Genomic DNA, 16,848 nt, shown 5'->3' on the forward strand with positions numbered 1-16,848 from the left:
TTCGGTACTAGTATAACACATTTTACAGATATTACAACAGGAAGTTGTAGATATTTTTATTGTTTTCTCGCCATCACACAGCGGTCATTGCCGCCAAAGTCTTTTCTGCACACGATATCCGTCCACCCGTTGGCGGCAAGCAGGGCCGTTACAGCTTCCCGCTGCTGCCAGCCGATCTCCAGGGCAAGGGCACCGCCGGGGCGCAGAACTTTCTGGTAGTGTTCCGCAATGGCGCGGTAAAATACCAGCCCATCCTCCCCCGCTTCCAGCGCCATGGCAGGCTCCTGCGCCACCTCGGGCTGCAGCGCGCCCATCTCGGCGGCGGTCAGGTAAGGCGGGTTCGACACAATGAGGTCGAGCTGCCCCTCCGGCAGGGTCTGCCAGTAGGTGAACAGATCCCCCTGCACCGGGGTGATGGTCAGTACCGGGGAGAGATGGGCGTTCTGCTCCAGATAGCGGTATGCCGCAGGGCTCTTCTCCAGACTGGTGACCTGTGCCGCCGGGCAGAAGCGCTTCACGCCCAGCCCCAAACAGCCCGTGCCGGCGCAGAGGTCGAGCACCCGGGGTGCCTCCACCCCAGCCAGCATTCCGGCGGCGGCTTCGGCCACCACCTCAGTATCGGCCCGGGGGCAGAGCACGCCGGGGCCGACAGCCAGCTCAAAGTCGAGGAAGGGCCAGCTGCCGCAAAGGTACTGCAAAGGCTCCCGGGCCGCGCGGCGGGCCGTCAGGGCTTCCAGCCGCTCGGCCTGCTCTGCGCCCAGCGGAGCATCGGCAAGGCGGGCATCCCCGCCCGCTGCCAGCCGGAAGAGCTCGGCCGCGTCAAAATCCGCGTCGGGGCAGCCTGCGGCGCGCAGGCGTGCCTCCACCTCCCGGACTGCTGCCCGGGGCAGCATCCCTGCGGTTACCATCTGCCGTCCTCCGGGTCCTCGGGCAGGACCGGCGTGACGGCGGCAATGGCCACCTCGATCATGCTGTCGTCCGGCTCAAACACGGTCAGATGCTGCACCCAGATGCCGGGCTGCCGGATGATGCGGGTGGCAATATTGTCCGACCGGCCGCACCACTTGAGCAGCTCGTAGCTGATGCCCATGACCAGCGGCAGGAGCAGCAGTTTGAACACCACCCGCAGGCTGGTGCTGGACCAGGGCAGCACGCTGTACAGGAACACGCTGACGATGACCACCAAAATCAAAAAGCTGGTGCCGCACCGGGGGTGGAAGCGGGTATATTTGCGGACATTCTCCACCGTGAGGGGGTCTCCAGCCTCGTAGCAGGCAATGGTCTTGTGCTCTGCTCCGTGGTACTCGAACACCCGGTGGATCTCCTTCATCCGGGAGATGGCGGCCATGTAGGTCAGGAAGATGGCGACCTTGAGCACCGCCTCCAGCACCACCTTGGCCCAGCGGCCCAGCGGCACCAGATGGTTCAGGCCACCCACCAGCACCGTGGGCAGAACAGTGAAGAGCAGGATGGCAAACAGCCCGCCGATCACGGCAGCTGCCGCCAACATGATATCTTCGGCCTTTTTGCCCAGATGGTCACCCACCCATTTTTCAAAGGCGGTCTCCTCTTCGGCGGGGTCGTAGTCGTCCCCCATGCTCACCTGTGCCGAGTACATCATGTACTTGTATCCCATGATCAGGCTCTCGATCATCGAGATGGCTCCCCGCACCAGCGGGATCTTCGTCCACACGCCGTGAGCAGGGGTTGGTTCGACCTTGGTCTCAATGGTGCCATCGGGCTTGCGGACGGCACAGCAGATGTTTTTCGGGCCCCGCATCATAATGCCCTCCATCAGGGCCTGCCCGCCCACACTCGTCTTGAAGCGTTCCTTGTTCGGTTGATTCATTGGCTCTCCTATGGGGCGCTGCGGCCCCTCTCTATCGTAAAAACTGCCCCTCTATCTTACCAGATAAATATGGACAATCTCTTATCGTTTATAGATCGGCAGGCCCAGGGTGACCACTGTGCCCCGGCCCAGCGTACTCTTGAGGTCCATGGTGCCGTCCAGTGCGGTCATAATGGAATCCACCAGCGCAAGGCCGATGCCGCTGCCCCGCACCGAGTTGCTGCCCTTGTAAAACTTGGTCTTGACGTTTTCCAGATCCTCCGGCGGGATGCCGCGGCCCTGATCGATGATCTCGATGAAAGCTTTGTACTCACCCTGCCAGATCTTGACCGTGATGCGTCCGCCGGGGGCCGAATACTTGATGGCATTGTCCAGAATGTTGATGAACACCTGCCGCAGGCGGTCGGGGTCGGCGTAGACCGGAATCATCTCCTCCGGCTCCGCATAGGCCAGCAGAAGCCCCTCCCGCTGGATGCGCGCTTCACAGAAAAGGACAGCGTCCGTCAGCTCGGCCACAAGGTCCAGGGGGCGGCACTCCATTTTCAGGCGACCATTCTGCAGGCGGCTGAAATCCAGCAGCTCCTCCACCATGTTGTACAGGCGGGCGGTCTCGTTGTTGATGATCTCCAGCCCCTTGCGGTAGTTCTCATCGGTGGGGTCATCCAGGGTGCGCAGGGTCTCCACCCATCCCCGGATGGAGGTGAGCGGCGTGCGCAGCTCATGGGAGACCGAGCTGATGAATTCGTTCTTCATCTTCTCCGTCTCTTCCAGTCCCTCGGCCATCTGATTGATGGTGCCGCGCAGGCGGTCCACCTCGTCCCGCTCGTCACCGGTCACAGGCAGGCGGACATCCAGTTCTCCCCGGGCGATGCTGGCGGCGATCCGCTCCACCTGCCCCAGCGGCACCACGATGCCCCGCACAAAGTACAGGCCGGAGGCCACTGTAAAGCCCAGAATGGCCGCCACCACGATCAGGCTGACGATGAAAACGCTCTTCAGCTGCGCCTGCACCAGCGTCAGGCTGGTGACAAGGCGCATGGCAGCCACGTCCTCGGCCGCATAGGGCACCAGACTGCACACGGCCATGACCGTTTCCCCGCTGGCGGTGCGGTAGATGGCCACACCCACGCCGTCCGGGGCATCCTGCGCCTTGTTAAAATCGTCCTGCACCACGATGCCGTCCGCACCTGTGCCGCTGGACGAGGCGATCACGCCGCCGTAACCGTCCAGCAGCATGAACTCATATTTGTCTTTATCCGCAAACTGCTCCACCATCCGGCGCAGGGCCACACTGCGGTTGGCCGCGGTCTTCTGGGCCGTGTCGCCGGTGTACATTTTCAGCTGACCGTTGATGGAGGAAAAACGCCGCATCATGGTCTGCTGGACGCTGTTGTAGTAGCTGCGGCTGAAGTTGTACACGAACATGCTTTCCACCAACAGCACCAGCAGCACCGTCAGGAACAGGCTTCCCCGCAGCCAGCGGTGGGTAATCCCACTGCGCATTGCTTTTCCTCCTTTCTGTCAGTAATCCTGGCTCTCCTATTGGGAGAGCAGTCGAGTACAGCGCAACTGAGAGGTTTTTCTTTACTCCTCCCACCGGTAGCCGTAGCCCCACACTGTCATAATGTGGGTGGGGTGGCTGGGCTCATCCTCTACCTTCATCCGCAGGCGGCGGATGTTCACATCCACGATCTTCACATCGCCGAAGTAGTTCTCGCCCCACACGCCCTTCAGGATCTTTTCCCGCACCAGCGCGATGCCGGGGTTGTGGAAGAACAGCTCCATGATCTGGAACTCCACCTGGGTCAGCTCGATCTGCCGCCCGGCCTTGAGGAGAACACGGCGGTTCTCATCCAGCACAAATTCCCCGCTGACCAGCGTGGTGGGGGCATTTTCGTCTGCAGCGGAGCCGCCGCCCGAGCGGCCCACCCGGCGGCAGAGGGCCTCCACACGGGCCAGTAGCTCACTGACACTGAAGGGCTTGGTCATATAGTCATCCGCGCCGATGGACAGGCCGCGGATCTTGTCCTGCTCCTGCCCCTTGGCACTCAGGATGATAATGCCGATCTTCTGGTCGGTGCGGCGGATGGTCTCGCAGAGCGAGAACCCATTCATGCCGGGCAGCATCACATCCAGAATGGCAGCATCACAGCCGGGTTTCTGCTCCAGCAGAGGCAGGGCGGCTTCGGCGCTGTCGGCCTCCACCGCCTCCATCCCCGCCAGCCGCAGGTTCAGCGCGATCATCTCGCGGATGCTGGCTTCATCCTCTACCACAAGTACCTTGACCATCTAAGACCTCCATATTTTTCTGCCTTCTCCCTCTGCCCAAGAGCACACGGAGAAGCATTTCACCTCAGAACATCCAGCCTGCATCCGGTAAGCTTCTGCAAAACTGAGCGGCATCATCAATTCAACCGGTACAACGACCGGGACAGTCGATAGCTCTGATCCTTCAGCACCACGTCCGGCCCGAACCTGGCCTGCATCTGGCGGGATGCCACCACGCCCAGACGGGTCCAGCCCGCCGCGCTCTCGCTGGAAGGAACCAGGCGCATGGTCAGCACCAGCTTGCCCTCGTCCACGGTGTGCAGCTCCACAGCTTCCTCTCCCTCAGCGCTGTCAGTGAGCATCAGGTTGCCCTCCCACTCGGCAGGCAGCTCAATGTAGCAGCTGCTCTCCTCGTCCAACAGGCCGAAGCTCTTTTCCGGCTCCGGGCTGGTGTAGTCCATCCAGACGATAAAATCCATTCGTCGGCTCTGGCTCAGGTTCAGCAGGCCCGCTTCGTCAGGCTGGGTGGGGATCTCCACGATGCCGTCGCCGTCCAGATCCCGGCTGACCAGCGTGGAGACATTGCGCAGGGACGCATTGTACAGCTCACTGGTGCTGATCTGCTCCGCGGGCAGCATCTGCTGGCTTTCCTCATCGAAGTAGAGCAGCACCGTGGCCAGATTGTTGCCTGAGAGGCCGGTCCAGCCGTCCAGCACCAGATAGCGCTTTCCATCCGCTCCCAGGCCCGCCGCCACAGCGGCGCAGCCCGAGAACTTATCTGCCGAAAGGCCCATGACAGCCACCTGCTGGAACATCCCGTCCCGGTCAACGGTCAGCAGCTCGATCTGCACCCCGCCGTCCTCCAGCGTGGACATCAGGATCAGATCCTCGTTGCCGCCGCCGGTGATATCCTCCACCAGATACTGCTCATAGGACTGTTCCAGAATGGCATTGACCGTGCCGTTCTCGTAGGAGTACACCGCCAGATAGCTGTCCCCCTGCGCGGCGAGGTACCCCACCACCAGCTGGGTGGCGGCACCATCCTGCAGCTGTGCCAGCCGGACATTGTCCACTGTATCCGCCAGACCCTCGATGCTCTGGCGGACCTGCCACACGCCTGCGGCATCCTTCTGCAAAAATGCAATGCAGACGTTGGAGCTCTGAGCCGTGGTGTAGAGAACAGCGGCATCCTGCTGGCCGTCACCATCCAGATCCTGCAAAAGGAACGGCGAGAGCAGCTCCCCCTGCATCGGGTATTTCAGCTGGGCGCTCTCCCCCAGCCATTCGTTCAGGGCATTTTGCAGTGCACCGTAGTCGCCCGGAAGGCGCGGGGCACGCAGCAACTCCTCCACCTGCACATTTTCCGACATCGGAAGGCCGCACGCCGAGAGCAGACCCATCATGCAGCCTGCACTCAGCACCAGAAACCGTCGTCTTTTCAACCGCCGCCCCTCCCTTCTGTGGAAAATTCGCAAAGTCGTGCAGAAATACAGTACAATTATAGCATTCTTGCCCCGCCATCACAAGCCCCAGCTGCTAACGCCCAACCGGGCAGCGCGGCATTCCCACGCAAGTGAAACGGGCCATTCCATCGCCCGCCCTACTGCCTGCGGCAGCAGGGTCCCACCCCAGCGGACACTTGCTTTGGGAACACCCCGCTGCCCGGGCCACACGATGCAAAAAAGGCCCTTTCCCCGAAGGGAAAGAGCCTTTGTTACACTGTTTGAACAGTCAGAGTCGATCAGACGAGCTCCAGAACTGCCATCTCAGCAGCGTCGCCGCGGCGAGCGCCGATCTTGATGATGCGGGTGTAGCCGCCGTTGCGGTCAGCGTACTTGGGGCTGATCTCATCAAACAGCTTCTTTGCAACATCTTCCTTGGTGATGTAGGCGTAGACCTGACGCTTGGTGTGCAGGTCGCTGGCCTTACCCAGGGTGATCATCTTCTCGGCCATGGAACGAACGTCCTTAGCGCGAGTGACAGTGGTCTCAATCTTGCCATTCTCTAACAGGTAGGTGACCATAGCGCGCATCATAGCGTTGCGGCTGTCGCTGGTTCTACCGAGCTTTCTGGTACCGGGCATCCCGTTTCACTCCTTATTATTTTAGTTACTCATCGTCTGTGTTCAGCTTGAAGCCCAGGGAGTCCAGCTTTGCCATGACTTCTTCCAGGCTCTTGCGGCCGAGGTTACGGACTTTCATCATCTCGTCCTCGCTCTTGCTGACCAGATCCTCCACCGTGTTGATACCGGCGCGCTTCAGGCAGTTGAAGGAACGGACGCTCAGATCCAGCTCTTCGATGGTCATCTCCAGAGCCTTTTCCTTATCGTCGTTGGTCTTCTCCACCATGATCTCCGTACCGGCAGCCTCATCGGACAGGTTGACGAAGAGGTTCAGGTGCTCGGTCAGCACACGGGCAGCCAGAGAAACGGCTTCCTGTGCATTGATCGTGCCATCCGTCCAAACCTCGATGGTCAGCTTGTCGTAATCGATGGCCTGTCCAACGCGGGTGCTCTCAACGTTATAATTCACCTTGAGCACGGGGGTGTAAATGCTATCGACGGGAAGAGTGTTGATATCGTTCTTCTCGACGATGGCCTGCTTGTTGCGCTCTGCAGGCACATAACCGCGGCCCTTATCGAAGGTGAGCTCCATGACGAGCTTGCCGCCCTCGCCCAGGGTTGCAATGTGCCATTCAGGGTTCAGGATCTCAATATCGTCGCCCTGCTTGATGTTGTCCGCAGTAACCTCACAAGGGCCGACTGCCTCAACACGCACTGTCTTCGGCCCGTCGGTGTACAGCTTTGCAGCAATACCCTTCAGGTTCAGGACAATTTCGGTAACGTCTTCCTTGACGCCCTCAATGGTGGAGAACTCGTGAACCACGCCGTCGATCTTGACGCTGGTCACGGCGACACCGGGCAGAGAGGAAAGAAGCACACGACGCAGGCTGTTGCCCAGTGTGATGCCAAAGCCACGCTCCAGAGGCTCCGCCACGAATCTGCCGTAGCGGCCGTCCGGGGACAGGCTTGCCGTTTCGATTTTGGGACGTTCAATCTCCATCATATCTATGCCCTCCTTGTCAAACCGATGTTGCCATCGGCCCATTATTAAATTCTTTTAAAAAGAATGCGAAAGGTCGCCATCCAGAAGGAAGGCCTCCCCTTCTTAATGGATTACTTGGAGTACAGCTCGACGATGAGGTGCTCTGCAACTTCGTAGTCGATGTCGCTGCGCTCGGGGAGCTTGGTCACAACACCCTTCAGGGTGCCGGCCTCACGGTTCAGCCAGGAAGGCAGAGCCACAACGGGAGCCTCGGGGCCAACGAGCTTTGCGAACTTAGCAGAAGAGCGGCTGGACTCACGAACTTCGATCACGTCACCGGCCTTGACCTGGTAGGAAGGAATGTTGACCTTCTTGCCATTGACGGTGAAGTGAGCGTGGCTCACCAGCTGACGAGCGTCGCGGCGGGTCTGAGCAAAGCCCAGGCGGAACACGACGTTGTCCAGACGGCACTCCATGATCTGGAGCAGGTTCTCACCGGTCTTGCCGGGGCGAGCCTCAGCACGCAGGTAAGCATTGTGGAACTGCTTCTCCAGAACGCCGTAGATAAACTTGACCTTCTGCTTCTCCTTCAGCTGAGATGCGTACTCAGACTGCTTCTTGCGGACATTGCCGTTGGAGTTGCGGGTGGTATTCTTCTTTGCATAGCCCATGACCGCAGGAGAAATGCCCAGGGCCTTGCAACGCTTTGCGATAGGCTGCGTATTCTTTGCCATAATTCAATTTCCTCCTTCGATCAGACACGACGGCGCTTCGGGGGACGGCAGCCGTTGTGGGGGATGGGAGTCACGTCCTTGATCAGGGTGACTTCCAGGCCGGTAGCCTGCAGCGCACGGATAGCGGACTCACGGCCAGCGCCGGGGCCCTTGACGTAGACTTCAACAGTCTTCATGCCATGCTCGATTGCAACCTTGGCTGCGGTCTCGGCAGCAGACTGGGCTGCGAACGGGGTGCTCTTACGGCTGCCACGGAAGTTCAGGGAGCCAGAGGAGCACCAGGACACTGCATTACCCTGCAGGTCGGTGATGGTAACGACAGTATTGTTGAAGGTAGACTGGATATGAGCCTGACCAGCAGCAATGTTCTTGCGCTCTTTCCGCTTCATGCGGACATTTGCGCCCTTCTTGGCGTTATTTGCACTTGCCATTTCTCAAATCCTCCTTACTTCTTCTTGTTAGCGACAGTGCGCTTGGGACCCTTGCAGGTACGTGCATTGGTCTTGGTGCGCTGGCCGCGGCAGGGCAGATTCTTGCGATGGCGGGTGCCACGGAAGGACTGGATCTCAACCAGGCGCTTGATGTCCAGAGCAACGTTGCGGCGCAGGTCGCCCTCAACGATGATGTTAGCCTGATCGATGTAGTCACGGATCTTAGCCTCTTCTTCCAGAGTCAGGTCCTTGACGCGGGTATCGGGGTTGATGCCAGTTGCTTCCAGGATCTTGTTAGCAGTGGTCTGACCGATACCGTAAACGTAGGTGAGACCCACCTGAACGCGCTTCTCGCGGGGCAGGTCAACGCCGGCAATACGTGCCATAGTAGTATCCTCCAAAATCATCCCATGTCAGTGTCGGGGTCTGCGCCGGGACTCTACGCACTTGACCCCCAGGCGCCCGAATTAGCCCTGGCGCTGCTTATGCTTGGGGTTCTGGCAGATGACCATCACGCGGCCTTTGCGGCGGATGACCTTGCACTTTTCGCAGATGGGTTTCACGGAAGGCTTGACCTTCATGATGTTGAACCTCCTTTTGGTTGATGCCCTGGCACTTATTTGGAGCGCCAGGTGATGCGGCCCTTTGACAAGTCATAGGGCGACATTTCTACGGTAACCTTGTCCCCGGGCAGGATACGGATGAAATTGGTCCGCAGCTTGCCGGAGATGTGCGCTAAGAGGATGTGCCCGCTGGGAGTGAGCTTCCCGGTGTTCTTATCCTCGCTCAACATTTCCACCTTAAAGATGGCGTTGGGCATGGCTTCACGCACGATGCCTTCGATCTCGATAACGTCTTCTTTAGACAAGCTATTTGCCTCCTCATTGGATCTGCTCAGTTTGCCATGAATTGACGGACAGGCGGCGATAACCGCCACATACTTCTTCTCCTGCGGCACAAAATCCGCAAAGTGGGCAGAAAATCCCTGTCCACCGAGAAAGCATCTGGCTGTCACGGCCATTTATAGATTATACACCTTTTGCAATGGATTTGCAAGTGTTTTTTCCGTATTTCCGATAAAAAATTCTCGCATTTTCAAACCGGCCGTTTCCCCGCCCCGGTTTTGCGCTTCTCCACCGGGAAGATGAAAATTTTTCACCAAAACTTGTCAGAATTGCACAAAGGACCTGCTCCGGATGCAAAAAGACCTCCCGTTTCCGGGAGGCCTTGGGGGATGCTGTACCGGTCTGCTTACTTCAGGCAAAAGGTCTCGGGATCAAAATCGGGATCATCCCAGAAGCGGGTCATGATCTCGGTGTGATCCTTCAGGATCGCGTTCGAGTGCTCGAAGTGCGCTGCCAGACCGCCGTCCTTGGTCTTGACCGTCCAGCCGTCCTTGGCCTGGGTGATCTTGCAGTCGTACTGACAGATCATAGGCTCAATGGCAATGGTCATGCCGGGCACAAGGCGGGGGCCGCGGCCCTGATGGCCGTAGTTGGGCACCTCGGGGTCCTCGTGCAGTTCACGGCCGGTGCCGTGGCCCACAAACTCCCGGACCACGGAGAAACCTGCGTCCTCGCAGTAGCTCTGCACCGCATAGCCGATATCACCGATGCGGTTGCCGGCCTTTGCCTGCTCGATGCCCTTGTACAGAGCTGCCTTGGTCACATCCAGCAGGCGCTGTGCTTCCAGGTCGATCTTGCCCACCGCATAGGTGCAGGCGTTGTCGCCGTTGAAGCCATCGACCTTTGCACCGGTGTCGATGCTGACGATGTCGCCCGGGCGGATGACGATATCATGCGACGGGATGCCATGGATGATGGTATCATTCAGGCTGATGCAGGCCGTTCCCGGGAAACCGTACAGTCCCTTGAAGTTGGGGGTACCGCCGTGCTTTACGATGAAATCGTAGATCAGCTTATCCAGTTCCCAGGTGGTCATGCCAGCCTCAATGTGCTGGCCGCCGTACTTCAGGGCAGCTGCGCTCAGGGCATTGGCCCTGCGCATTCCGTCCAGTTCTTTCGCATTCTTGATTTGGATCACGATTATGCCTCCAGTGCCTTCATCACTTCAGCGGTCGTCTCCTCGATGGAGGGGCAGAAGGGGATCACGGCCAGCTTGCCGCGCTCACGGTAGAACGCCACCAGCGGCTCGGTCTGCTCGTGGTAAGCCTTCAGGCGATCCAGAACGGTAGCAGGCTGGTCGTCCTTGCGGATGACAGTCTTGCCGCCGCACAGGTCGCACACGCCCTCGACCTTGCTCTTCTTGTTGATGATGTGGTAGCTTGCGCCGCACTTCTCGCAGACGCGGCGGCCGCTCATCCGCTCCACGATGACATCGTCCGCCACAGACAGCTCCAGCACCTTGTCAATGCGGATGCCCATGGTCTCGATGGCCTCGGCCTGAGCGATGGTGCGGGGCACGCCGTCCAGGATGAAGCCGTTGGCGCAGTCGTCCTGTGCCAGGCGTTCCTTCAGGATGCCGATGATGACCTCATCGGGCACCAGAGCGCCAGCGTCCATGAAGCTCTTTGCCTTCAGGCCCATCTCGGTGCCTTCCTTGACAGCAGCGCGCAGGATGTTGCCGGTGCTGATGGAGGGGATGTTCAGCTTTGCGCAGATGATCTCGGCCTGGGTGCCTTTGCCCGCGCCGGGTGCGCCTAACAGAATCAGATTCATAGGTATTCTTCCTTTCCTCTATCAAAGGAGCCTTTTTTGATGTTTGAAGGAACTAACGCCCCTTCAAAGCAAAAAAGCACTGAAAAGTACGAGCATGCTCCCCTTTCCAGTGCTTTCTCACATCAGTGCTTTTGTTTTAGATCAGCCAAGGAAACCCTTGTGGTTGCGCATCGTCATAAAGCTGTCGAGGCTGCGGGTGGTATCAAGTGCCACACCAACCACGATCAGCAGGCTGGTACCGCCCAGCTGGATGCTCATACCGGTCAGGTTGCCCAGAATGATCGGCAGTACAGCCACCGCAGCCAGGAAGATGGCACCCATGAGGGTGATCTTATTCAGGGTGCGGGTCAGGAAATCGCTGGTCGGCTTGCCGGGACGGAAGCCGGGGATCGAGCCGTTGTTGCGGCGCAGATTGTTGGCAATCTCAACGGGGTTGTACTGGATGGCCACATAGAAGTAGTTGAAGGCCAGGATCAGCAGCAGGTAGATCACGATATAGAGCAGCGACGTGTAGTTGAAGGTATGGAAGAAAGCATACCAGAACGGATGTGCTGCCTGATCGATCTGCAGGAAGCTGCCGATGGTGCCGGGGATCGAAACCATCGCGGAAGCGAAGATGATGGGCATCACGCCGCTCATGTTCAGCTTCAGGGGCAGGTAGCTGTTCTGCCCGCCCATCTGCTTGCGGCCCACCACACGCTTGGCATACTGGATGGTGATGCGGCGCTCAGCGTTGGTCATAACAACGATGAACACGATCACCACCAGTGCCAGAACCAGCAGCAGGGGCAGCAGGATATAGAACCGGGTCTCGCCTGCAGCGGCGCGGGTCAGCAGACCCGTGACGGTGGTGTAGACACCGGACCAGTTGGAAACGATCGAAGAGAAGATCAACAGAGAGATACCGTTGCCGATACCCTTGTCGTCGATCTGCTCACCACACCAGGTGATCAGCTGCGCACCTGCGGTAAAGGTGGCAATGATAACAACGGCGGTAAAGATACCGGCCGCGCCGCTGGTGTACTTCAGTGCGCCCATTTTGCGGATCACGAAGTAGTAGCCGAGGCTCATCACCAGAGCGATGACACCGCCGACATACCGGGTGATCTGCTGCATCTTCTGCTGGCCGTCGGCTTCCTTCGCCATGTTTTCCAAGGCGGGGATCGCAACGGTGAGCAGCTGCACAATGATGGAAGCGTTGATATAAGGCGTCACACCTAACGCGAAGAGTGTGCACCGGGACAGGGCACCACCGCTCATCATATCGAGATACGAGAGCATATTGCCGTTGGAGAACATCTGGTTCAGTGCAGAACCGGTGATGAACGGAACGGGGATGGCGCTGCCCAGACGATACACCACGAGGATCGCCAGCGTGAACAGGAGACGATTTTTAAGCTCGGGAATCTTCCATGCGTTACGGAATGTCTGGAACACCTTACATCACCTCAGCCTTTCCGCCTGCCTTCTCGATTTTCTCTTTGGCAGAAGCGGAATAGGCTGCGGCCTTGACGGTCAGAGCCTTGGTCAGCTCGCCGTTGCCCAGGACCTTAACACCGTCCAGAGTCTTCTTGACCAGACCCTTTGCCTTCAGAGCCTCGGTGTCAACGACATCGCCAGCATTGAAAGCTGCTTCCAGGTCAGCCACGTTAACAATGGCGTACTGGGTAGCAAAGATGTTGTTAAAGCCAACCTTCGGCAGGCGGCGTGCCAGAGGCATCTGGCCGCCCTCGAAACCAGCGTGCTTCACGCCGGAACGGGCCTTCTGGCCCTTGCTGCCGAAACCGGCAGTCTTGCCATTGCCGGAGCCAATGCCGCGGCCCTTGCGGGTCACAGCCTTGTTTGCACCGGGAATAGCGTGCAGTTCATGAAGTTTCATTATGCGTATACCCCCTGCTATTAGGCTTCGGTGACGCTGAGCATAAAGCCGATCTTTGCGATCTTGCCCTGCGTAGCGGCATTGTCAGGCTGAACGGTAACGTCGCCCGGCTTCTTCAGGCCCAGGGCCTCAGCGGTAGCGATCTGCTTAGCGCCGCGGCCGATCAGGCTCTTCTTCAGCTCGATCTTGAGCATCTTATCTGCCATGGTTTGTTACCTCCTTAACCCAGAATCTCACTCACGGTCTTGCCGCGCTTCTCAGCGACGGACTCCGCGCTGACCAGGCCGCACAGACCTGCGAAGGTAGCAGAAACAACGTTGATGGGGTTGTTGGAACGCATAGACTTCGCACGGACGTCCTTGATGCCAGCAGCCTCAATGACGGCACGCACAGGGCCGCCGGCGATCATGCCGGTACCGGGTGCAGCCGGCTTGAGCAGAACGGCACCTGCGCCGTACTTGCCGACGATCTCGTGGGGGATGGTGGTGCCCTTCAGGGCAACCTTGTGCATGTTCTTCTTTGCAGCAGCCTCGCCCTTGCGGATTGCCTCAGGCACTTCGCCAGACTTGCCGATGCCATAACCGATGGTGCCCTTGCCGTCGCCCACGACAACCAGAGCGGCAAACTTCATGATGCGGCCGCCCTTGACAGTCTTGGAAACGCGGTTGATGGAGACAACCTTGGTGATCATGCCGTCGTCTTCACGGTTTCTCATAGCCATAATGTGTTTCCTCCTCTCATTACAGCTTCAGGCCGCCCTCACGGGCGCCATCAGCCAGGGCCTTAACACGGCCATGATAAACGTAGCCACCACGGTCGAACACGACCTCGGTGATGCCCTTTTCCAGAGCCTTTGCTGCGACCTTCTTGCCGATCTCAGCTGCGGCCTCGACGTTGCCGCCGAAACCATTGAAGTCCTTGTCCATAGTGGATGCAGACACCAGGGTCACGCCCTGCTCATCATCGATGATCTGAGCGTAAATGTGCTTGGCGGAGCGGAAAACATCCAGACGGGGACGTGCTGCGGTGCCGCTGATCTTGTTGCGAACGCGGCGATGACGACGAAGACGAGCTTCGTTCTTGTCGATCTGCTTAACCATTGTCTTTCACTCCTTACCTTATTTCTTGCCCTTGCCGGCCTTGCCTTCTTTGTGCTTGACAACCTCGCCTGCGTAGCGGATGCCCTTGCCCTTGTAGGGTTCGGGCGGCTTCTTGGCGCGGATCTCGGCGGCGTACTGGCCCACCTTCTGCTTGTCAATACCAGTGACAGAGAAGTGGTTGGGGTCCTGCCACACGATGGTGCAGTCCTCGGTATCGGGGACATTCACCTGGTGGGAGAAGCCCAGGTTCATAACCAGGTTGGAGCCCTGCTTCTGGCAACGCAGGCCAACGCCCACGATCTCCAGCTTCTTCTCGTAGCCGTTCACAACACCGTTGACCATGTTAGCGATGTTGGTACGGGTCAGGCCGTGCAGGCTGCGGGCCTGGGGATCGTCATTGGGGCGGGTGACCAGAACTTCATTGCCCTCGACCTTAACGGTCATCAGGGGGTGGAAGTTGGAATTCAGGCTGCCCTTGGGGCCCTTGACAGCGACGGTGTGTGCTGCTTCATCAACAGTAACAGTGACGCCGGCAGGAATGACGATGGGTTTTCTTCCAATTCTCGACATTGTCTTTTACCCCTTTCTTACCACACAAAGGCCAGGACCTCGCCGCCAACGTGCGCAGCACGAGCAGCCTTATCGGTCATAATGCCCTTAGAGGTGGAAATGATTGCGGTGCCCAGGCCCTTCATGACCTTCGGCATATCCTCGCAGTTGGTGTAGATGCGCAGGCCGGGCTTGGACACGCGGCGCAGGCCAGCGATAACGGGCTCGCCGTTAGCCTGGTACTTCAGGGTGACAACGATGGTGCCCTGAACGGTGTCGTTCTTCACCTGCATGCCCTTGATGTAGCCCTCGTCAACCAGAATCTGGCAGATAGCCTTCTTCATGTTGGAAGCGGGGATCTCCACAGAAGGGTGTTTGGCAGTGCTAGCGTTGCGGATGCGAGTCAGCAGGTCCGCGATAGGATCAGTAATCTGCATGTGCCACTAACCTCCTTAGATTAGCTCTCATTTGTTTTATAATGATACCGCCCCGAAACATGCTTGCCCCGGGGCGGATATCCGACATTCTATCCAGCCCTCTGGCTTGATTACCAGGAAGCCTTCTTCACGCCCGGGATCTCGCCCTTGTAGGCCAGCTCACGGAAGCACACACGGCACACGCCGTACTTGCGCAGCACGGAGTGGGGGCGGCCGCAGATGCGGCAGCGGGTGTATGCACGGGTAGAGAACTTAGCAGGACGAGACTGCTTCAGCTTCATAGACAGTTTAGCCATTGTATCAATCTCCTCCTTAGTTATTCTCGGTAGCGAACGGAGCACCCAGAGCCTTCAGCAGCTCCTTGCCCTCTTCGTCGGTCTTAGCGGTGGTAACAAAGCAGACATCCATGCCGCGGACTGCATCGACCTTATCAAAGTCGATCTCGGGGAAGATGATCTGCTCCTTGATGCCGCATGCAAAGTTGCCGCGGCCGTCAAAGCCGTTGCCGTTGATGCCGCGGAAGTCGCGGACACGGGGCAGAGCGACGTTGAAGAAACGATCGACAAACTCGTACATACGCTCACCACGCAGGGTGACCTTGCAGCCGATGGGAGTGCCCTGGCGCAGCTTGAAGTTAGCAACGCTCTTCTTGGCACGGCAGACGACTGCCTTCTGGCCAGTGATCTGGCCCAGATCCTTCATAACAGCTTCCAGGATCTTCTCGTTGTCCTTGGCTTCGCCGCAGGCAACGTTGATGACGACCTTGTCCAGCTTGGGGATCTGCATAACGCTCTTGTAACCGAACTTAGAGTTCAGAGCAGGAGCAATTTCATTGACATACTGTTCTTTCAAACGAGCCATTGTTCCTTACTCCTTTCCTTACAGCTCAGCGCCGCACTTCTTGCAGACGCGGACCATCTTACCGTCCTTCTCGACATGGCCCACGCGCACGGCCTTGCCGCACTTGGGGCAGATGGGCATGACCTTGGATGCGTACATAGCACCCTCAGCCTTCACGATGCCGCCCTGCTCGCCCTGACGACGAGGCTTGACGTGCTTGGTAACCATGTTCTGGCCCTCAACGATGACCTTGTTCTCAGAGGGGCTGACCTGCAGGACCTTACCAGTGTGGCCCTTGTCCTTGCCGCTGATGATCATAACGTTGTCGCCGGTTTTAACATGAAGATTATTCATTTTTAAAACCTCCTTACAGCGATTCCGGAGCCAGGCTCAGGATCTTGGTGTAGCCGGCATCACGCAGCTCGCGAGCAACAGGTCCAAAGATACGGGTACCCTTGGGGTTCTTGTCGGCCATAACGATAACGGCGGCGTTCTCATCAAAACGGATGTAGGAACCGTCGTCGCGGCGCACGCCATGCTTGCTGCGCACGATGACAGCCTTGACGACGTCGCCCTTCTTAACGGAGCCGCCGGGGGCTGCCTTCTTGACAGAGCAGACCACGACGTCACCAATGTTTGCGTATCTCTTGCGGGTGCCGCCCAGCACACGGAAGCACATCAGCTCCTTGGCACCGGTGTTGTCGGCAACTTTGAGATAAGTTTGCATCTGAACCATTTCAGATATCTCCTTTCAAACTGTTCAAAGCAGCGGGCAAAGATTACTTTGCCTTCTCAACGATACGGACCAGGCGCCAGCGCACATCCTTGCTCAGGGGGCGGCACTCCATGATCTCAACACGGTCACCGATACCGCACTCGTTCTGCTCGTCACGAGCCTTGAACTTCACGGTACGCTTCAGGATCTTCTTGTACAGGGGGTGCTGCACGCTATCCTTAACGGCAACCACGATGGTCTTATCCATCTTGTCGGACACGACAACGCCGACGCGGGTCTTTCTCAGATTACGTTCTTCCATCG

General features: G+C 58.4%; 26 protein-coding genes. All 26 read right to left on the reverse strand.

The window, feature by feature from the left end; translation table 11 throughout:
- Positions 1–56 precede the first annotated feature (56 nt).
- The 26 genes from prmC to rpsQ all read right to left on the reverse strand — a co-directional run bounded on the left by prmC (position 57) and on the right by rpsQ (position 16,846).
- Entirely contained in the window at positions 57–908 is an 852-nt protein-coding gene (gene prmC, locus GXM22_RS13295) for a peptide chain release factor N(5)-glutamine methyltransferase (RefSeq protein WP_005934886.1), read from the reverse strand.
- Positions 902–1,849, reverse strand: coding sequence for a DUF1385 domain-containing protein (locus GXM22_RS13300; protein ID WP_005934887.1), 948 nt, complete (start codon positions 1,847–1,849; stop codon positions 902–904). The genes prmC and GXM22_RS13300 overlap by 7 nt, the downstream gene beginning before the upstream one ends.
- An 81-nt stretch (positions 1,850–1,930) precedes the next feature.
- A complete protein-coding gene (locus GXM22_RS13305; protein ID WP_005934888.1) occupies positions 1,931–3,352 on the reverse strand; it encodes a sensor histidine kinase in 1,422 nt (473 codons plus the stop codon).
- A gap of 81 nt (positions 3,353–3,433) precedes the next feature.
- Positions 3,434–4,138: a response regulator transcription factor gene (locus GXM22_RS13310; protein WP_005934889.1), complete on the reverse strand. Its 705-nt coding sequence runs from the start codon at positions 4,136–4,138 to the stop codon at positions 3,434–3,436.
- 116 nt (positions 4,139–4,254) lie between these two features.
- Positions 4,255–5,559 (reverse strand): hypothetical protein, encoded by a 1,305-nt coding sequence (locus GXM22_RS13315; protein WP_242651690.1) that lies wholly within the window; start codon positions 5,557–5,559, stop codon positions 4,255–4,257.
- A 299-nt stretch (positions 5,560–5,858) separates the two neighbouring features.
- Complete coding sequence (gene rplQ, locus GXM22_RS13320; RefSeq protein WP_005934891.1) at positions 5,859–6,200, reverse strand: 50S ribosomal protein L17; 342 nt, start codon at positions 6,198–6,200, stop codon at positions 5,859–5,861.
- Between the two features lie 25 nt (positions 6,201–6,225).
- Positions 6,226–7,182, reverse strand: a complete 957-nt coding sequence (locus tag GXM22_RS13325; RefSeq protein ID WP_035394747.1) for a DNA-directed RNA polymerase subunit alpha — start codon at positions 7,180–7,182, stop codon at positions 6,226–6,228.
- A gap of 110 nt (positions 7,183–7,292) precedes the next feature.
- Positions 7,293–7,895 carry a 30S ribosomal protein S4 gene (rpsD, locus tag GXM22_RS13330; protein WP_005934893.1) on the reverse strand — a complete coding sequence of 201 codons (603 nt, stop codon included), beginning with the start codon at positions 7,893–7,895 and terminating at the stop codon, positions 7,293–7,295.
- A gap of 20 nt (positions 7,896–7,915) precedes the next feature.
- Entirely contained in the window at positions 7,916–8,326 is a 411-nt protein-coding gene (gene rpsK, locus GXM22_RS13335) for a 30S ribosomal protein S11 (RefSeq protein WP_005934894.1), read from the reverse strand.
- A gap of 14 nt (positions 8,327–8,340) precedes the next feature.
- Positions 8,341–8,712 (reverse strand): 30S ribosomal protein S13, encoded by a 372-nt coding sequence (gene rpsM / locus GXM22_RS13340; protein WP_005937976.1) that lies wholly within the window; start codon positions 8,710–8,712, stop codon positions 8,341–8,343.
- An 81-nt stretch (positions 8,713–8,793) separates the two neighbouring features.
- On the reverse strand, positions 8,794–8,907 hold the full coding sequence (gene rpmJ / locus GXM22_RS13345) for a 50S ribosomal protein L36 (protein WP_005921832.1): 114 nt from the start codon (positions 8,905–8,907) through the stop codon (positions 8,794–8,796).
- A gap of 35 nt (positions 8,908–8,942) precedes the next feature.
- Positions 8,943–9,194: a translation initiation factor IF-1 gene (gene infA / locus GXM22_RS13350; RefSeq protein WP_005937979.1), complete on the reverse strand. Its 252-nt coding sequence runs from the start codon at positions 9,192–9,194 to the stop codon at positions 8,943–8,945.
- Between the two features lie 383 nt (positions 9,195–9,577).
- Complete coding sequence (map, locus tag GXM22_RS13355; RefSeq protein ID WP_005934899.1) at positions 9,578–10,369, reverse strand: type I methionyl aminopeptidase; 792 nt, start codon at positions 10,367–10,369, stop codon at positions 9,578–9,580.
- A gap of 2 nt (positions 10,370–10,371) precedes the next feature.
- Positions 10,372–11,004 carry an adenylate kinase gene (locus GXM22_RS13360; protein WP_005934900.1) on the reverse strand — a complete coding sequence of 211 codons (633 nt, stop codon included), beginning with the start codon at positions 11,002–11,004 and terminating at the stop codon, positions 10,372–10,374.
- A 141-nt stretch (positions 11,005–11,145) separates the two neighbouring features.
- The gene (gene secY, locus GXM22_RS13365; protein WP_005934901.1) at positions 11,146–12,441 is read right to left on the reverse strand and encodes a preprotein translocase subunit SecY; all 1,296 of its coding nucleotides are present in this window, start codon (positions 12,439–12,441) and stop codon (positions 11,146–11,148) included.
- Position 12,442: 1 nt separating this feature from the next.
- A complete protein-coding gene (gene rplO / locus GXM22_RS13370) occupies positions 12,443–12,883 on the reverse strand; it encodes a 50S ribosomal protein L15 (protein WP_005934902.1) in 441 nt (146 codons plus the stop codon).
- 20 nt (positions 12,884–12,903) lie between these two features.
- Entirely contained in the window at positions 12,904–13,089 is a 186-nt protein-coding gene (gene rpmD / locus GXM22_RS13375; protein ID WP_005934904.1) for a 50S ribosomal protein L30, read from the reverse strand.
- A 14-nt stretch (positions 13,090–13,103) separates the two neighbouring features.
- The gene (gene rpsE / locus GXM22_RS13380) at positions 13,104–13,604 is read right to left on the reverse strand and encodes a 30S ribosomal protein S5 (protein ID WP_005934905.1); all 501 of its coding nucleotides are present in this window, start codon (positions 13,602–13,604) and stop codon (positions 13,104–13,106) included.
- Between the two features lie 19 nt (positions 13,605–13,623).
- Complete coding sequence (gene rplR, locus GXM22_RS13385; protein ID WP_005934906.1) at positions 13,624–13,983, reverse strand: 50S ribosomal protein L18; 360 nt, start codon at positions 13,981–13,983, stop codon at positions 13,624–13,626.
- An 18-nt stretch (positions 13,984–14,001) separates the two neighbouring features.
- Positions 14,002–14,553 (reverse strand): 50S ribosomal protein L6, encoded by a 552-nt coding sequence (gene rplF / locus GXM22_RS13390; protein ID WP_005934907.1) that lies wholly within the window; start codon positions 14,551–14,553, stop codon positions 14,002–14,004.
- 17 nt (positions 14,554–14,570) lie between these two features.
- Positions 14,571–14,969: a 30S ribosomal protein S8 gene (gene rpsH / locus GXM22_RS13395; RefSeq protein ID WP_005934908.1), complete on the reverse strand. Its 399-nt coding sequence runs from the start codon at positions 14,967–14,969 to the stop codon at positions 14,571–14,573.
- Between the two features lie 110 nt (positions 14,970–15,079).
- Positions 15,080–15,265 (reverse strand): type Z 30S ribosomal protein S14, encoded by a 186-nt coding sequence (locus tag GXM22_RS13400; protein WP_005921866.1) that lies wholly within the window; start codon positions 15,263–15,265, stop codon positions 15,080–15,082.
- Positions 15,266–15,281: 16 nt separating this feature from the next.
- Positions 15,282–15,830 (reverse strand): 50S ribosomal protein L5, encoded by a 549-nt coding sequence (gene rplE, locus GXM22_RS13405; RefSeq protein WP_005934909.1) that lies wholly within the window; start codon positions 15,828–15,830, stop codon positions 15,282–15,284.
- Positions 15,831–15,848: 18 nt separating this feature from the next.
- A complete protein-coding gene (gene rplX / locus GXM22_RS13410; RefSeq protein ID WP_005934911.1) occupies positions 15,849–16,163 on the reverse strand; it encodes a 50S ribosomal protein L24 in 315 nt (104 codons plus the stop codon).
- Between the two features lie 13 nt (positions 16,164–16,176).
- Entirely contained in the window at positions 16,177–16,545 is a 369-nt protein-coding gene (gene rplN, locus GXM22_RS13415; RefSeq protein ID WP_005921875.1) for a 50S ribosomal protein L14, read from the reverse strand.
- Positions 16,546–16,588: 43 nt separating this feature from the next.
- On the reverse strand, positions 16,589–16,846 hold the full coding sequence (gene rpsQ / locus GXM22_RS13420; protein ID WP_005921877.1) for a 30S ribosomal protein S17: 258 nt from the start codon (positions 16,844–16,846) through the stop codon (positions 16,589–16,591).
- Between the last annotated feature and the right edge of the window lie 2 nt (positions 16,847–16,848).

It is taken from the genome of Faecalibacterium duncaniae (assembly GCF_010509575.1).
GTDB lineage: Bacteria > Bacillota > Clostridia > Oscillospirales > Ruminococcaceae > Faecalibacterium > Faecalibacterium duncaniae.

Bases quoted from the DNA above. Each gene is read 5' to 3' on its own strand.
- prmC (WP_005934886.1), bottom strand. From the start codon at position 908: ATGGTAACCGCAGGGATGCTGCCCCGGGCAGCAGTCCGGGAGGTGGAG.
- GXM22_RS13300 (WP_005934887.1), bottom strand. From the start codon at position 1,849: ATGAATCAACCGAACAAGGAACGCTTCAAGACGAGTGTGGGCGGGCAG.
- GXM22_RS13305 (WP_005934888.1), bottom strand. From the start codon at position 3,352: ATGCGCAGTGGGATTACCCACCGCTGGCTGCGGGGAAGCCTGTTCCTG.
- GXM22_RS13310 (WP_005934889.1), bottom strand. From the start codon at position 4,138: ATGGTCAAGGTACTTGTGGTAGAGGATGAAGCCAGCATCCGCGAGATG.
- rplQ (WP_005934891.1), bottom strand. From the start codon at position 6,200: ATGCCCGGTACCAGAAAGCTCGGTAGAACCAGCGACAGCCGCAACGCT.
- GXM22_RS13325 (WP_035394747.1), bottom strand. From the start codon at position 7,182: ATGATGGAGATTGAACGTCCCAAAATCGAAACGGCAAGCCTGTCCCCG.
- rpsD (WP_005934893.1), bottom strand. From the start codon at position 7,895: ATGGCAAAGAATACGCAGCCTATCGCAAAGCGTTGCAAGGCCCTGGGC.
- rpsK (WP_005934894.1), bottom strand. From the start codon at position 8,326: ATGGCAAGTGCAAATAACGCCAAGAAGGGCGCAAATGTCCGCATGAAG.
- rpsM (WP_005937976.1), bottom strand. From the start codon at position 8,712: ATGGCACGTATTGCCGGCGTTGACCTGCCCCGCGAGAAGCGCGTTCAG.
- rpmJ (WP_005921832.1), bottom strand. From the start codon at position 8,907: ATGAAGGTCAAGCCTTCCGTGAAACCCATCTGCGAAAAGTGCAAGGTC.
- GXM22_RS13360 (WP_005934900.1), bottom strand. From the start codon at position 11,004: ATGAATCTGATTCTGTTAGGCGCACCCGGCGCGGGCAAAGGCACCCAG.
- rplO (WP_005934902.1), bottom strand. From the start codon at position 12,883: ATGAAACTTCATGAACTGCACGCTATTCCCGGTGCAAACAAGGCTGTG.
- rpmD (WP_005934904.1), bottom strand. From the start codon at position 13,089: ATGGCAGATAAGATGCTCAAGATCGAGCTGAAGAAGAGCCTGATCGGC.
- rpsE (WP_005934905.1), bottom strand. From the start codon at position 13,604: ATGGCTATGAGAAACCGTGAAGACGACGGCATGATCACCAAGGTTGTC.
- rplR (WP_005934906.1), bottom strand. From the start codon at position 13,983: ATGGTTAAGCAGATCGACAAGAACGAAGCTCGTCTTCGTCGTCATCGC.
- rplF (WP_005934907.1), bottom strand. From the start codon at position 14,553: ATGTCGAGAATTGGAAGAAAACCCATCGTCATTCCTGCCGGCGTCACT.
- rpsH (WP_005934908.1), bottom strand. From the start codon at position 14,969: ATGCAGATTACTGATCCTATCGCGGACCTGCTGACTCGCATCCGCAAC.
- GXM22_RS13400 (WP_005921866.1), bottom strand. From the start codon at position 15,265: ATGGCTAAACTGTCTATGAAGCTGAAGCAGTCTCGTCCTGCTAAGTTC.
- rplE (WP_005934909.1), bottom strand. From the start codon at position 15,830: ATGGCTCGTTTGAAAGAACAGTATGTCAATGAAATTGCTCCTGCTCTG.
- rplX (WP_005934911.1), bottom strand. From the start codon at position 16,163: ATGAATAATCTTCATGTTAAAACCGGCGACAACGTTATGATCATCAGC.
- rplN (WP_005921875.1), bottom strand. From the start codon at position 16,545: ATGGTTCAGATGCAAACTTATCTCAAAGTTGCCGACAACACCGGTGCC.
- rpsQ (WP_005921877.1), bottom strand. From the start codon at position 16,846: ATGGAAGAACGTAATCTGAGAAAGACCCGCGTCGGCGTTGTCGTGTCC.